Genomic DNA, 14,912 nt, shown 5'->3' with positions numbered 1-14,912 from the left:
GGCCAGTTGCGAGCCAGTTCGGCGTTCAGGTCGATGAACTGCTGCTGGTCGGCCGGCACGTCTTCTTCGGCGTAGATCGCGTTGACCGGGCATTCCGCCACGCACACCGCGCAATCGATACACTCATCCGGGTCGATGGCGAGGAAGTTGGGGCCTTCGCGGAAACAATCGACCGGACACACGTCAACRCAGTCGGTATAGCGGCAACGGATGCAGGATTCGGTGACAACGTGAGTCATTTCGGTTCCAGAAAAACGGGATCGGCTTCGATGGGAATGTTGTTAGGCCTGTTGTGCCGTGCTCGTCACGCCGGTGGGGTTTCCAGTGGGTTCACCATACGCGGCGCGAGCGCTGGCCGTGGCCTTTCAAAGACCGATATTGTAGCTGAGCCTTTCCGCAAGGGTAGCGGCTCTATATAGCCGGATAAGATAGTTTTCTTATTTCTTTATGTGCATTTGATCCAAGACAGCCAGGGATGCACCCGCTAATGTGCTCTTCTGGCCGTTGCCGCGACGGCGTTGTAAGCTGGACGGGCCTGCGCGCGCGGTATCGCCGCGCGCTTACCTGAGGAGTGCGCCATGCCAATATCAGTCCGGGAGCTGCCGCGCGGCAGCCGTTCGAGCCGTATGGCGGCCGCCTTGCTTTGCCTGGCGGCGCTGGCCATGTCAGCCGCGCATGCGCAGACGCTGGCAAAGGCCGGCCCGCCGGATAGCGTGGTGGCCCGCCTGATGGCCTGGCGCATGATGAGCGACCAGCCAGTCTCGCTCACCTCGCTGGCCCGTTTCGACTGGGATGATTTCGGCGTGGTGATCGAACCCGCTGGGGAGGTCATGGCCAACTGCGGCCAGGCCGGTTTCCTGCCATGCGACGCCGAGCTGCAGCCGGAGCGCGGCGCGCCGGTCCAGGTACTGGTATTCCGCCGCGGATCCGAGCGGGTCTACCAGGAGCGCATTACAGCCCGCTCGGCGGCCTTCGCGGAGCCGCTTCCCGCCGCCGTGCCCCGGGCGCAGGCGACGCTGGTCGGCTGCCCAGGCTACCGCGGGCAAGTCTTGTGGTGCCTGCGCGGCAGCGCCCGTGGCCGTCAGCCCGATCCTTTTCTTGACGGCGCATGATCCGGCCATCGCCCGCCGCACTTTCGGTTAGCATGTCGCACTGACTCGGCACTGCCGTCTGGCCCGACATGATCATTACCTCATTGCTCGACACCGATCTGTACAAGTTCACCATGATGCAGGTGGTGCTGCATCACTTCCCCGCCGCACAGGTCGAATACCGCTTCAAGTGCCGCAACGTGGGGGTCGACCTGACCCCTTACGTGGACGAGATCCGCGACGAGGTGGCGCAGTTGTGCCAGCTTCGCTTTACGCCGGAGGAACTCCAGTACCTGCGCGAGTTGCGCTTCATCAAGAGCGATTTCGTCGACTTCCTCGGCCTGTTCCACCTGAACGAGAAATACGTAAACATCGCGCCCGCCGCCCCCGGCAGCGGCGAGATCGAGATCACCATCCGCGGGCCCTGGCTGCATACCATCCTGTTCGAGGTGCCGTTGCTGGCCATCGTCAACGAGGTCTATTTCCGCCGCACCCAGCCGCAACCGGACTGGGCCGAAGGGCGCCGGCGCCTGGAAGACAAGCTGGCCTTGCTGAAGATGCCGGCCCACGCCGACTGCGTGATTGCCGACTACGGCTCGCGCCGCCGCTTCTCGCGCGACTGGCAGGAAGAGGTGTTGCAGACCATGCGCAGGGTGCTGGGCCCGCAACTGGCCGGCACCAGCAATGTTCATTTCGCGCGCATGCACAACTTGACCCCGTTGGGCACCATGGCGCATGAATACCTGCAGGCCTGCCAGGCACTGGGGCCGCGCCTGCGAGATTCGCAGGTGTTCGCGCTCGAGGTCTGGGCCAAGGAGTACCGCGGCGACCTCGGCGTCGCGCTGTCCGACACCTACGGCTTCGATGCCTTCCTGCGCGACTTCGATCTCTATTTCTGCAAGCTGTTCGACGGCGTGCGCCACGATTCGGGTGATCCCTTTGCCTGGGGCGAGCGCATGCTGGCGCATTACGCCGCCAGCCGCGTCGACCCGCTGGGCAAGACGCTGATCTTCAGCGACAGCCTCGACATCCCACGCGTAATCGAGCTGTGCGAGCGCTTCGGCGGACGCTGCCGGCTGGCGTTCGGGGTGGGCACCAACCTGACCAACGATCTCGGCTACACGCCGCTSCARATCGTSATCAAGATGRYGCGMTGCAAYGGACAGCCSGTAGCCAAGCTGTCCGATACGCCCGAGAAGACCATGTGCGATGACCCGGCCTACCTGACGTACCTGCGGCACGTGTTCGGCGTCCAGGCGCCAGCCTGACTGTGCGAAGCCATCTGATTCCCACGCATCCAACCCTCGGACATATCGGAAAGCAAGCCATGGATACCACTTCCGCCCGCGATCGTATCTTTGCCCGTATCCGCGCCGCACAGGGCCGCGCCCCCGGGGTCAGCAACGGCGAGCGCGCGGCGGTAGCCGATTACCTCGCGCGCCATCCCGCCGGTCCCCGGCCGCCGGCGCCGGCGCAGCGCATCGAAGCCTTCCAGGAACAGGCGCAGAAAATGGCTTCCACGGTCGAGCGGGTGGCCGCGCTGGCCGATGTGCCGGCCGCTGCGTCGCGTTACCTGGACAGCCTGGGCCTGCTGCGTCGCGCTGTCGCCTGGGATAGCCTGGGCGCGCTGGACTGGCATGCGCAGGGATTGGCGGTGGAGTGCCGCCCGCCGGTACGCGATGTCCAGGCCGATCACGACCACGGTGACATGGTCGGCATCACCGGCTGCTTTTGCGCGATTGCCGAGACCGGTTCGCTGATGCTGCTGTCCGGTCCGCAGACGTTCGCTTCGGCCGCGCTGCTGCCGGAGACGCATATCGCGGTGGTGCCGGCCTCCCGCATCGTCGACGGGATGGAAGATGCGTTCGCGCTGATGCGCAGCGAGCGCGGGGAGTTGCCCCGTGCTACCAACATCATCAGCGGCCCTTCGCGCACCGGCGACATCGAGCAAACCATCGTGCTGGGCGCGCACGGGCCTTACCGTGTGCACGTGATCCTCGTCGAGCGGGACTGAGCAGCTTCCCGCCCGCACCAGCGATCGCTCCGAGCCGCAGGGGCAGGGCGGCCGAAATGGGCTGAATCCTGCGGCGATTGCTTTACACTTGAGGGCCTCGCCGCGTGCCCGTGGCCCGCTGGGCGGGCTGAGCGGGCTCGTGCGCTTTCTCCGCCCGCGGCTGCTGCCAGTCTCGGGTGCAGCCATCCGAAACAAGGAGATCCCGCCCGATGCGACGTGCCCTAGCACTGCTGCCACCGCTACCTTCGCTGGCCCTGCTGTTGCTCACCCTTCTGCCCAATCTTGCCAGCGCCGCCGATCTCGAAGGCGCCACGCTGTCGCCGATGTGGGCCTTGCCGTTTGCCGGCACATTGCTGTCGATCGCGCTGTTCCCTCTGATCGCGCCGCGTTTCTGGCACCACCATTACGGCAAGATCATCGCCGGCTGGGCACTGGTGTTCCTGGTACCGTTCGCGCAGGCATTTGGTGTGCATGCCGCGGCCGCCAACGCCGTGCATGCGCTGCTGTCCGAGTACATTCCCTTTATCGCGCTGATCGCCGCGCTCTACATCGTGGCCGGCGGCATCTGCGTGCGCGGCAACCTGCACGGCACGCCGCGCCTGAACACCGGCCTGCTCGCACTCGGTACCGCGCTTGCCAGCCTGATGGGCACCACCGGCGCCGCCATGCTGCTGATCCGGCCATTGCTGCGCGCCAACGACAACCGCAGGCATGTGGCGCACGTGGTGGTGTTCTTTATCTTCCTGGCAGCCAATGCGGGCGGCGCGCTGACGCCGCTGGGCGATCCGCCGCTGTTCCTGGGATTCCTCAAGGGCGTGGACTTCTTCTGGACCCTGCGCAATATCCTGCCCGAGACGCTCTTTGTCTGCGGGGCGCTGCTGGTGATCTTCTATTTCGTCGATCGCTACTACTACCTGAACAAGGAAGAGGAGCTGCCGGCGGCGGCCGATCCCACGCCGGACTCGCCGGGCGTCCGCATCGAGGGCAAGCGTAATTTCGTGCTGCTGCTGGCGGTGGTGGGGCTGGTGCTGATGAGCGGGCTGTGGAAACCAGGCATCGAGTTCGACGTGATGGGAACCCACGTCGGCCTGCAGACGGTGGTGCGCGACGTGATGCTGGTGGCGGTGGCGCTGGTGTCCCTGTTGATCACGCCTGTCACCGCGCGCACCGGCAACGAGTTCAACTGGGAGCCGATCCTGGAAGTGGGCAAGCTGTTCGCCGGCATCTTCCTTACCATCATCCCGGTGATCGCCATGCTCAAGGCTGGCACGGACGGCGCCTTCGCCGGCGTGATCCGTCTGGTGAGCGACGCGGGCGGCCAGCCCATCGACAGCATGTATTTCTGGGCCACGGGCATCCTGTCGTCCTTCCTGGACAATGCGCCGACCTACCTGGTGTTCTTCAATACGGCCGGCGGCGACCCGGCCACGCTGATGACGCGCAACGCTTCGACGCTGGCGGCGATCTCGGCCGGCGCGGTGTTCATGGGCGCCAATACCTATATCGGCAACGCGCCCAACCTGATGGTCAAGGCGATTGCCGAAAGCCGCGGTGTGCGCATGCCCAGCTTCTTCGGCTATATGCTGTGGTCGATCTGCGTGCTGGTGCCGCTGTTCCTGGTGATGACCTTTATCTTCTTCCGCGTGTGAGCATGACCAAGCCTTCCATCCTCGTAACCCGCGCCGTCTTTCCGGAAGTGATCGACCGGCTCGCGCAATATTTCGACGTCGACAGCAACCAGCAGGACGTGGCGCTCGATGGCGCCGCGCTCAGGCAACGCCTCGTGGGCAAGTCCGGCGTGCTGGCCAATGCCGCGGATCGTATCGATGGCGAACTGGTGGCCGGACTGCCGGCGCTGCGCGCGGTCTGCAATATGGCCGTCGGCTACAACAACCTCGATGTGCCGGCACTGACCGCCGCCGGCATCGTGGCGACCAACACGCCCGATGTACTGACGGAAACCACCGCCGATTTTGGCTGGGCCCTGCTGATGGCCACTGCGCGCCGCGTGACCGAATCCGAGCACTGGCTGCGCGCCGGCAAGTGGGAGCGGTGGAGCTACGACATGTTCCTCGGCATGGACCTGTACCGCAGCACGCTCGGCATCCTTGGCATGGGCCGCATCGGCCAGGCGCTGGCGCGCCGCGCTGCGGGGTTTGGCATGTCCGTGCTCTATCACAACCGCAGCCGCCTGCCGGAGGAGACCGAGCGCGCGCTCAATGCGCGCTATGTCAGCAAGACGGAATTGCTTGCGCAATCCGATCACCTGCTGCTGGTGCTGCCGTATAGCGCGCAGAGCCATCACAGCATCGGCGCCGCCGAACTGACGCAAATGAAGCCGTCGGCCACGCTGGTCAACCTGGCACGCGGCGGCGTGGTAGACGACGCCGCGCTGGCCGAGGCGCTGCGCGAGCGCCGCATCTTCGCCGCGGGCCTCGACGTGTTCGAAGGCGAGCCGCAGGTCCATCCCGGCCTGCTGACCGTGCCTAACGTTGTGCTGACCCCGCACATTGYCAGCGCCTCGGAGAAGACCCGTCGCGCCATGGCGGATCTCGCCGCCGATAACCTGATCGCTGCGCTCAATGCAGGCCCGCAGGCAGGCCGTCCGCCTTCATTGATCAATCCCGAGGTGATGGCGCACCGCCGCTGATCCTCTCGCTGCACGCGTCGTGCCGCCTGCGCGCTGGTCTCTCCAGCTTGCCGGCGCGGCACGGCTTTTTGCGTACTTCAGACTTTCATGACCCTGATTCCCCTTTTGACCCTGGCTCTTGCGCTGGTAGCCGTGCTGCTGCTGGCGGTGCTGTTGCTGCGGCCACGCGTTGCACCGGAGACCGCCAGCCTGGAACTGCTGCGCCAGCTCGCCGAACTGCGAGCCGAAGGCGCGCGCGGCAATGAGCGCCTGGAGCGCGAATTGCGCACGGAGGTCACGGAGAGCGCGCGCGTCGGCCGCGGCGAGGCCGGCCAGCAGATGATGCGTTTCCAGCAGACGTTGTCTTCGCAACTCACCAGCATCGCCACGCTGCAGAACAACCAGATCGACATGTTCGCGCAGCAGCTTGCCAAGCTGACCGAGTCCAATGTCCAGCAACTGGAGCAGGTCAGGCAAAGCCTGCTGCAGCAGGGCCAGCAGGCACGTGACGAGCAGGGCAGCGCGCTGCGCCGCTTTGGCGACATGCTGCAGCAGCAGCTGGCGCAAATGTCCGAAGGCAACGAGCGCCGCCTGGGCGAAGTGCGCACCACGCTGGAACAGCGGCTCAAGGAAATCGAGGCGAATAACTCGGCCAAGCTCGAGGAAATGCGCCGCACCGTCGACGAGAAGCTGCACGCCACGCTCGAACAGCGGCTTGGCGAATCCTTCAAGCTGGTGTCGGACCGGCTCGAACAGGTACATCGCGGACTGGGCGAAATGCAGGCGCTGGCGCAAGGCGTGGGCGATCTCAAGCGGGTGCTGACCAACGTGAAATCGCGCGGGACCTGGGGCGAAGTGCAACTGGAGATGCTGCTCGAGCAGATGCTGACTGCCGAGCAATACGCCAAGAACGTCGAGACGGTCCGCAATACCGGGGCGCGTGTGGAGTTCGCGATTCGCCTGCCGGGCAAGGATGCCGCCGGCGGGCAGGTTTGGCTGCCAATCGACGCCAAGTTTCCGAAGGAGCAATACGAACGCCTGCTCGACGCACAGGAGCGTGGCGATGTCGACGGCGTGGCCCTGGCAGGGCGCGAGCTGGAAGTGGCGATCAAGCGCGAGGCACAGACGATTTCCGAGAAATATGTATCGCCGCCTGCCACCACTGACTTCGCCATCCTCTTCCTGCCCACTGAGGGTTTGTACGCCGAGGTCTTGCGGAGGCCCGGGCTGGCGGACCTGCTGCAACGCAATTACCGCGTGACGGTAGCGGGGCCGACCACGCTGGCCGCCCTGCTCAACAGCCTGCAGATGGGATTTCGTACACTCGCGCTCGAGCGCCGCTCAAGCGAAGTGTGGGAGGTGCTCGGCGCGGTCAAGACCGAGTTCGGCAAGTTTGGCGATGTCCTGGCCAAGACCCGGGACACGCTGGAGSGTGCCGCCCGCAACATCGAGCAGGCCGAAGTGCGCACGCGCCAGATGGAGCGCAAGCTGCGCACGGTGGAGGCTCTGCCGGGAGAAAACGCGCAAGCGTTGCTCGGCCTTGCTGCCGTGCCGGACGAAGCGGYGCAAGAACGTCAAGAGGGTGAAGCGGGCTGAGGAGCGGGGAGGCCGGTGGCGCCGCAGATTGAAAAAAAGCGCATCGAATCGATGCGCTTTTTTACTTTGGGAGCAGGCAACTCAGGGCAGGTCCCGAATCGTCACCTCGATGCCGCCGAAACGCGCGGCCACCCAGTTGTAGGCCTTGCAGGCCAGCCAGAGCAGGCCGAAGCCGATCAGCGCATTGAGAATCAGTGCCGTGAAGACGGTGATGCCGGGCAGGTCGCCATAGCGGATGAAAGCCACGAACAGCCCAAGCGAGACGATGGGTACCGAAAAGCACAGGTACACGAGCACGAGCGCGCGGGCGGTTTTGACCGGGTGGAGGTAGGCAATCTCCTGATTCATGACAGCTTGGGTAGTAGCAAAGTAATGTTGCGCAAGTGTATCGGTTGGGGGAGGCGGCGCATAGTCCGGCACTCGCGGGGTAAGGAAAACCGCCGATCTGCTTGCTAAACGCCGGCAAAACTGCTGCGCAAAAACGACACAAAGGTGCGGCCAACGTACCGTGGCAAGCTTTACAGCAGCCCGTCGAACAGCATGACTTCCACCTCGTCGCCGGCCGCCACCATGTCTTGCTCGTGGCCGAGCACGATAAAGCAATTGGCCTCGCTCATCGAGCGCAGCACGCCCGAGCCCTGCTGGCCGGTAATGCTCACTTGCCAGCCGCCATCCGGCGCTGGGGCCAGGATGCCGCGCTGGTACTCGGTGCGGCCTGGCTTCTTGCGGATCGGCTGCGCGCTGCGCACGCGCATCAGCGGCAGGGGCGCCACTTTCGCACCCATTTGCCGGTGCAGCGCAGCCCGCACAAAGTGATAGAACGTCACCATCACCGCCACCGGATTGCCCGGCAGGCCGAACAGCAACGCCTCGCGGCCATGGGAGACGATGCGGCCGAAGGCCATCGGCCGGCCTGGGCGCATGGCGATCTTCCAGAAGGTCACATCACCCAGCTGGGCCATGATCTGCTTGGTGTAGTCGGCTTCGCCCACCGACACGCCGCCGGACGTAATGACCGCATCGGCGTTTTCGCAAGCGGAGCGAAACGCCGCCTCGAGGGCTTCGGGGTCGTCCCGTACCACGCCCATGTCGATCAGGTCCACGTTGAGCCGCCGCAGCATGCCATGCAGCGTATAGCGGTTGGAGTCGTAGACGCAGCCGGCGTCGAGCGGCTCGCCGATCGAGCGCAACTCGTCTCCGGTGGAGAAGAAGGCCACGCGCAGGCGGCGGCACACCTTGACCTCGGCAACGCCCAGCGAAGCCAGCAGCCCGAGGTCCGCCGGTTGCAGGATGCGTCCGGCGGCCAGCGCCGGCTGGCCGATGGCGAGGTCTTCGCCTCGCAGGCGGCGGTTGTCGCCGGCACGCACCGCGCGGGCGTCAAAGCGAACCTGTTCGCCATGCGCCTCGACGAATTCCTGGGGAATCACGGTATCGCAGCCGGCCGGCATGATGGCGCCCGTCATGATGCGTACCGCCTGCCCGCGCGCGACCGGCTGCTCGCATGCTGTGCCGGCGAAGGCGCTGCCGACCACCGTCAGCGTGATATCGCCGCCGGCGGCAAGATCGCCGCTGGCAAACGCATAACCGTCCATGGCGGAGTTATCGTGCGCCGGGACGTCCAGCGTGGAGATGATGTCCTCGGCGAGCACGCGGTCGAGCGCCGAGCGGATGGCGAGCTGCTCGGTCCCACGTACGGGCTCGACCACCTCGCCGATGATCTGGTTGGCCTGCGCCACCGGCAACGCGCCGGGATCGTAGTCGGACAGGCAGGAAATGACGGAATGTAGTGATGGCATGGACCGTTCCCGGGGCAGCGGCCTGGCTTGGTTGTTCAGCGCGCTTCCAGCGTGCGCAACTCGTCCAGGGTATTGATATTGGCGAAGGCGCCGGCGTCGTCGAACAGGACTTCGGCCAGGCGATGAGAGGCGGCCCAGGTTTCGATCTTGCGGCCGCCGCCGTTGAGGAAAGCCAGCAGGCTATCGTGCGCGGTGACCGGCATCAGGCAAAACACCGGCTGGGCTTGCCGGCGGCCGTCCGCRTCGATGGTAACCGGGATGGCCATCTCCGCGCCTTGCTCGTCGATCGCGCTCGCCAGGCGCGCAGCCAGGTCGCTCGGCAGGAAAGGCGAATCGCAGGGGGCGCTCAGCATCCAGCCCGTCTGGCATTGCTCCAGCCCGGCCAGCATGCCGGCCAGGGGACCGGCGAAGTCCGGCACCGAATCGGTGACCACGGGCACGCCGAAGGACTCATACGCGGCCAGATTGCGGTTAGCGTTGATCAGCATGCCGCCCGTCTGCGGCGACAGGCGCATCAGCGTATGCATCGCCATGGGCGCGCCGCGGAAGGGCTGCAGGCCCTTGTCGGTGCCGGCCATGCGGCTGCCCCTGCCGCCGGCCAGGATCAGGCCGGTAATGTCGTCGCGTGAAATCATCGGAATACGGAATAGGTTGGTGGTTTGGCCGGCGCGGCTGCGGGGCGGTTGTGGTCAACCGCCGATATAAGACATTTCGATCTTGTTCTCGGCACGTGCCTGCCGCACCGCGGGATCGCTGCGCAGCTCGGAGTAACGATCGGTGCGCGCCTGCCAGACCCCGGCGATGGCATTGGAGATTTCCAGGTCGCTGTGGCCGCCGCGCAGCAGCGCGCGCAGGTCGTAGCCTTCGGTGGCGAACAGGCACAGGTAGAGCCGGCCTTCGGTCGACAGGCGGATACGGCTGCAGTCCCCGCAGAAGGCGTGGGTCACGCTGGAGATCACGCCGATCTCGCCGGCGCCGTCGCGGTAACGCCAGCGCTCGGCAGTCTCGCCGCTGTAGTTGGCGGGGATGGCTTCGAGTGCGAAGGCTTCATCGATGCGGCGCACCACCTCGGCGGAGGGCAGCACCTCATTCATCTGCCAATGGTTGCTGGCACCCACGTCCATGAATTCGATAAAGCGCACGATGATGCCGCTGCCGCGGAAATGCGCGGCCATCGGCACGATCTCGGCGTCGTTGGTGCCGCGCTTGACTACCATATTGACCTTGAGCGGCGCCAGGCCGACAGCCTGGGCGGTCTCGATGCCGTCCAGCACGTCGCGTACCGCGAAGTCGACATCGTTCATGCGGCGGAAGGTGGCGTCGTCGATGGCGTCCAGGCTCACGCTCACGCGCGACAGGCCCGCGTCGCGCAACGAGCGCGCCTTGCGGGCAAGCAGCGAAGCATTGGTGGTGAGGGTGAGGTCGAGCGGCTTGCCCGAAACCGTCTCGATGCGCGCGAGCATCTCCACCAGCTTCTCGATGTTCTTGCGCAACAGCGGCTCTCCGCCCGTCAGGCGGATCTTCTCCACGCCGTGCGCAACGAACAGGCGGGCGGCTCGCTCGATCTCCTCGAAGCTCAGCAACTCGGAATGCGGCAGGAAGGTGTAGTCCTTGTCGAACACTTCCTTGGGCATGCAATACACGCAACGGAAATTGCAGCGGTCCGTSACCGAGATGCGCAAATCGTGCAGCGGCCTGCCGCGGGTGTCGGCAACCAGTCCGGACGGGGCGGCGAGCTCGTCCGGGATGCTGGGCGTCATCGAACGGTAGCGATGGTCGCGCAGATCGAAAATGGGAATGACGGATTCGGTCATGGCCTGGGACGTGGCAATGCGGTGACGGGCGGCTTTGGCGCGGTCGCGTGGGGGCAAGCAGCGCCCGTTCGGGGCACCATCGTGGCGGTGCCATCTAATTGTCATTCTAGCCGAGCCGGGCATGGTAGCGCCGGCGTCACCATGCGCAGGACCTGGAAATACGCGGGCGAGCCTCGCCGATCCGGCGCGGACACGAAAAAAGGGACGGCTGCGCCGTCCCTTTCCCTGGTACCCGCGAGGGTGCCGTTTACTTCTGTTGCGTCGCAGCCGCGTTATCGCCGGCGGTCTCGACCAGAATCATCGGACCTTCCGGCAGCGGCGGCAGGGGCTTGCGCTCCCGCACGACGCGCGGTGCCGGGGGGATGCTGGCGGCCGCTTCCTGCGCGGCGCGCAGCTTGCTGACGTCGGTGTTGACCCACTCGAGACCGGCCGAAGCCAGCATCGGTTGCAGGCTTTCCACGGCCACCGGCGCGGCGGCTGCCGCTACGACGGGGGCTGCAGCCGGTACCGGGGCCGGAGCTGCGGCGGGTGCGACCACCGGCACTTCGACAGCGGGTGCCACGACAGCAGGCGCCGGTGCGGCGGGTTCCGCCACGGCGGGTGCGGGTTCGTAGGCGACCGGGCTGGCAACAGCCGCTTCGACCACCGGTTCAGGTACCGTTTCGATGACCGGTTCAGCGACCGGCGCCGATACAGGTGTTGCAACAGGCGCGACCGGCTCCGGCATCACCACCGCAGCCTCGACAGGCTGGTAGGCCGGGACGCTGGGAGCGGATTCGGCGACCACCACGGTGGTGGCTTCCACCACGACAGCTTCAGCGACAACGGCCGGTGCGGCGATTTCACGGACTTCGCCCGAGTCTTCGCTTTCACCGCTTTCGTTGGCCTGGGCGCTATCGTCACGCTCGCGGCGGTAGCGATTGCGGCCACGGCGATTGCGGCGGCGGCGTTCTTCGCCTTCGCCATTCTCGCTGCCTTCAGTAGCATCCTGCAGGTCGGTGCGAACGTTTTCGGCGTCGTCGTGCGAGGCAACCGGCGCCGCTACGGCGGGGGCTGCCACGGCGGCGGCTACCGCTGCGGTGCCAAGGGCTTCGGCCGCCAGGCTTTCGCTGGCTTCGCCTTCGCGCGGTGCGTCGCCGCGCTCACGCTGGCGGTCGCGCTGGCGCTCGCGGCGTTCCTGGTTACGGTCACGGCGGCCTTCGCCACGGCCTTCCGTACGCTCGGCAGGTGTGCCCTCGGGCTGGCGGGCCGGCTGGACTTCCAGTGCAGCCTGGCGCGGGGCGCGGCTACTACGTTCACCGCGTTCGCCTCGCTCGCCACGTTCACCTCGCGCCTCGGCGCGTTCGCCCCGTTCGGTGCGCTGTTCACCACGTTCCGCGCCGCGTTCGGCGCGCTCACCACGTTCCTGGGGTGCGCGCTGGCCGCGGCCTTGGCGCTCGCCGCGTTCGCCACCGCGTTCGCCGCGCTGGCCACGCTCGCCGCGGCCTTCGCCGCGTTCACCACGCTGGCCGCGCTCGCGACGGCTCTCCGCGCTGCGTTGTTCCGCGTCCACCGGCTTGGCCGGTTCGGCGGCGGGCGCTGCCGGCTTGGCGCCGAACAGGCTCTTGAGCCAGCCCATGAAGCCGCCGCCGACCACCGGCTGGGTGGCCGGTGCCGGACGTGCGGGAGCGGCTTCCGGGCGCGGCGCGCGCTCGGCGCGCGGTACCGAAACCGGCGCTGGCTGTTCTGGGGTAATGCCCTTGACCGCAGCTTCCTGGCGCGGCTTGGCATCTTCCTTCTTGCGGCTGCTGTAGCTGGTGTCGGCTTCCAGTTCCTTGGCGGCAGCCTCGGCCATCTTGTAGCTGGCGGTGCTGTCTTCCAGGCGCGGGTCGTCGTGACGCAGGCGCTCCAGCTTGTAGTGCGGGGTCTCGAGGTGCTTGTTGGGGATCAGCAGCACATTGACCTTGAACCGCATTTCGATCAGGTTGATGTCCTGGCGCTTCTCGTTGAGCAGGAACGCTGCCACTTCCACCGGTACCTGGCAGTGGATGGCGGCGGTGTTTTCCTTCATCCCTTCTTCCTGGATGATGCGCAGGACCTGCAGGGCGGAAGATTCGGTATCGCGGATATGGCCGGTGCCGTTGCAGCGCGGGCAAGTGATGTGCGAGCCTTCCGACAGCGACGGGCGCAGGCGCTGGCGCGACAGTTCCATCAGGCCGAAGCGGCTGATCTTGCCCATCTGCACGCGGGCGCGGTCATGGCGCAGGGCATCCTTCAGGCGCGTTTCCACGTCCTTCTGCGCCTTGCTGGCTTCCATGTCGATAAAGTCGATCACGATCAGGCCGCCCAGGTCGCGCAGGCGCAACTGGCGAGCGATTTCGTCGGCGGCTTCGAGGTTGGTGCGCAGCGCGGTTTCCTCGATGTCGGCGCCCTTGGTGGCGCGGGCCGAGTTCACGTCCACCGATACCAATGCCTCGGTATGGTCGATCACGATGGCGCCGCCCGAGGGCAACATCACCATGCGCGAGTACGCCGATTCGATCTGGTGCTCGATCTGGAAACGCGAGAAGAGGGGGACATCGTCCCGGTACTTCTTCACGCGGTTCATATTGTCGGGCATGACCACGCTCATGAAGGCGCGGGCCTGCTCGTAGATTTCGTCGGTGTCGATCAGGATCTCGCCGATATCCGGCTGGAAGTAATCGCGGATGGCGCGGATCACCAGGCTGGATTCGAGATAGATCAGCAGCGGGGCCTTGTTGTCGCCGGCGGCGCCGTCGATGGCCTTCCACAGTTGCAGCAGGTAGTTCAGGTCCCACTGGAGCTCTTCGGCCGAGCGGCCGATGCCGGCGGTGCGGGCAATGATGCTCATGCCCTCGGGCACGGTCAGCTGGCCCATGGTCTCGCGCAGTTCCTGGCGGTCCTCGCCCTCGATGCGGCGCGATACACCACCGCCGCGCGGGTTGTTGGGCATCAGCACCAGGTAGCGGCCGGCCAGCGAGATAAAGGTGGTCAGCGCCGCGCCCTTGTTGCCGCGCTCTTCCTTTTCCACCTGGACGATCAGTTCCTGGCCTTCGTGCAGCGCGTCCTGGATGCGTGCGTTGCGCACGTCCACGCCTTCCTTGAAGAAGGCGCGCGCCACTTCCTTGAAGGGCAGGAAGCCATGGCGTTCTTCGCCGTAGTTGACGAAGCAGGCCTCCAGCGACGGTTCGATACGGGTGATGACACCCTTGTAGATGTTGCCCTTGCGCTGTTCGCGCCCGGCAGCTTCGATGTCGATATCGATCAGTTTCTGACCGTCGACGATGGCGACGCGCAATTCTTCCTGCTGCGTCGCGTTAAAAAGCATGCGTTTCATCGCATTACCTCACTCAATGCCGAGGATTGCACCGGCATGCGGTGCCCGCGGCGTTCCGTGGAGCACGCGAGGGAGCGAGTGAGGGCGCGAGAATTGCCGAAAGCGCCGGCGCGCAAATGGGCGCGGCCGGCTGGGCGCGGGTGAAAGAGAGGTAACGACGTCGAAAGCGCCGTCCGCATGGTCGGAGAGAACGCCGGCAAGCTGCTCTTCGCAGCGATCCGGCGGGTTTCCGGCTGGCATGGCGGCAACGCGGGCGCAAAGGGGCGCCGTCGCATCGCGGCCGGCCGCGGAAGGCCTAGACGCGTCAAAGAGCAAGTTTGTCGTCACGGCAATGCTGCTTCGCTACCTGACATCTCCTGGCGGGCGCACCTACTACTTCTTGGAGTTCTGCGACCGGGCGCCGGTATAACTAGTCAGGCGGCGTTGGAAGCATGCCGGCGGCACCGTTTCCCGGTGCGGGCGGGACTTCTCTCACCAGAGTGGATGCCGGGAGGGCATCCACTATCAAATTCTGTTCTACCTGAACACTACATTCCCACGTGACCGCCGTCAGCGCCGAAGTTGCCTTTGGGCGACTTCCTGCGCGGGCGATACCGTGCGTGCTGCGTTTTTGCTGCCATTCACCAGCCCGGGGC

General features: G+C 66.0%; 12 protein-coding genes. 6 read left to right on the top strand and 6 right to left on the bottom strand.

All coding sequences use genetic code 11. From position 1 onward, the window contains the following. The coding region (gene fdxA / locus AC1DKD_RS28860; RefSeq protein WP_477143997.1) for a ferredoxin FdxA at window positions 1–239 on the bottom strand (239 nt) is incomplete at its 3' end. Window positions 240–578: 339 nt separating this feature from the next. Between fdxA and AC1DKD_RS28855 the strand changes: the two genes are divergently transcribed. From AC1DKD_RS28855 to AC1DKD_RS28830, 6 genes are all read left to right on the top strand, one after another. Then, the gene (locus AC1DKD_RS28855; protein WP_477102352.1) at window positions 579–1,112 is read left to right on the top strand and encodes a hypothetical protein; all 534 of its coding nucleotides are present in this window, start codon (window positions 579–581) and stop codon (window positions 1,110–1,112) included. Window positions 1,113–1,180: 68 nt separating this feature from the next. Beyond that, complete coding sequence (pncB, locus tag AC1DKD_RS28850) at window positions 1,181–2,359, top strand: nicotinate phosphoribosyltransferase (protein ID WP_477143996.1); 1,179 nt, start codon at window positions 1,181–1,183, stop codon at window positions 2,357–2,359. Between the two features lie 59 nt (window positions 2,360–2,418). Next, a complete protein-coding gene (locus AC1DKD_RS28845) occupies window positions 2,419–3,105 on the top strand; it encodes a LutC/YkgG family protein (protein ID WP_477102353.1) in 687 nt (228 codons plus the stop codon). A 209-nt stretch (window positions 3,106–3,314) separates the two neighbouring features. Further along, entirely contained in the window at window positions 3,315–4,754 is a 1,440-nt protein-coding gene (locus tag AC1DKD_RS28840) for a sodium:proton antiporter (RefSeq protein ID WP_441634716.1), read from the top strand. Between the two features lie 2 nt (window positions 4,755–4,756). Then, window positions 4,757–5,755, top strand: a complete 999-nt coding sequence (locus AC1DKD_RS28835) for a 2-hydroxyacid dehydrogenase (protein WP_477143995.1) — start codon at window positions 4,757–4,759, stop codon at window positions 5,753–5,755. An 87-nt stretch (window positions 5,756–5,842) separates the two neighbouring features. Next, entirely contained in the window at window positions 5,843–7,330 is a 1,488-nt protein-coding gene (locus tag AC1DKD_RS28830; protein ID WP_477143994.1) for a DNA recombination protein RmuC, read from the top strand. An 81-nt stretch (window positions 7,331–7,411) separates the two neighbouring features. Here the strand turns inward: AC1DKD_RS28830 and AC1DKD_RS28825 are convergent, their stop codons facing one another. The 5 genes from AC1DKD_RS28825 to AC1DKD_RS28805 all read right to left on the bottom strand — a co-directional run bounded on the left by AC1DKD_RS28825 (window position 7,412) and on the right by AC1DKD_RS28805 (window position 14,277). Beyond that, the gene (locus tag AC1DKD_RS28825; RefSeq protein WP_043347933.1) at window positions 7,412–7,678 is read right to left on the bottom strand and encodes a hypothetical protein; all 267 of its coding nucleotides are present in this window, start codon (window positions 7,676–7,678) and stop codon (window positions 7,412–7,414) included. A 170-nt stretch (window positions 7,679–7,848) separates the two neighbouring features. Next, window positions 7,849–9,126, bottom strand: coding sequence for a molybdopterin molybdotransferase MoeA (gene moeA, locus AC1DKD_RS28820; RefSeq protein WP_477102355.1), 1,278 nt, complete (start codon window positions 9,124–9,126; stop codon window positions 7,849–7,851). Window positions 9,127–9,161: 35 nt separating this feature from the next. Further along, window positions 9,162–9,761, bottom strand: coding sequence for a molybdenum cofactor guanylyltransferase MobA (gene mobA, locus AC1DKD_RS28815; RefSeq protein WP_441634724.1), 600 nt, complete (start codon window positions 9,759–9,761; stop codon window positions 9,162–9,164). A 54-nt stretch (window positions 9,762–9,815) separates the two neighbouring features. Next, on the bottom strand, window positions 9,816–10,940 hold the full coding sequence (moaA, locus tag AC1DKD_RS28810) for a GTP 3',8-cyclase MoaA (protein ID WP_441634726.1): 1,125 nt from the start codon (window positions 10,938–10,940) through the stop codon (window positions 9,816–9,818). A 247-nt stretch (window positions 10,941–11,187) separates the two neighbouring features. Continuing rightward, entirely contained in the window at window positions 11,188–14,277 is a 3,090-nt protein-coding gene (locus tag AC1DKD_RS28805; RefSeq protein WP_477111508.1) for an Rne/Rng family ribonuclease, read from the bottom strand. Window positions 14,278–14,912: the final 635 nt, after the last annotated feature.

The sequence above is a fragment of the Cupriavidus sp. 05T313 genome (assembly GCF_056396665.1).
This window is presented reverse-complemented; position numbering and strand designations above follow the sequence as displayed.

What these genes read in the sequence shown, in the direction of transcription:
- AC1DKD_RS28855 (WP_477102352.1), top strand. Translation starts at nt 579, where the DNA reads ATGCCAATATCAGTCCGGGAGCTGCCGCGCGGCAGCCGTTCGAGCCGT.
- AC1DKD_RS28840 (WP_441634716.1), top strand. Translation starts at nt 3,315, where the DNA reads ATGCGACGTGCCCTAGCACTGCTGCCACCGCTACCTTCGCTGGCCCTG.
- moeA (WP_477102355.1), bottom strand. Translation starts at nt 9,126, where the DNA reads ATGCCATCACTACATTCCGTCATTTCCTGCCTGTCCGACTACGATCCC.
- AC1DKD_RS28845 (WP_477102353.1), top strand. Translation starts at nt 2,419, where the DNA reads ATGGATACCACTTCCGCCCGCGATCGTATCTTTGCCCGTATCCGCGCC.
- AC1DKD_RS28825 (WP_043347933.1), bottom strand. Translation starts at nt 7,678, where the DNA reads ATGAATCAGGAGATTGCCTACCTCCACCCGGTCAAAACCGCCCGCGCG.
- AC1DKD_RS28805 (WP_477111508.1), bottom strand. Translation starts at nt 14,277, where the DNA reads ATGAAACGCATGCTTTTTAACGCGACGCAGCAGGAAGAATTGCGCGTC.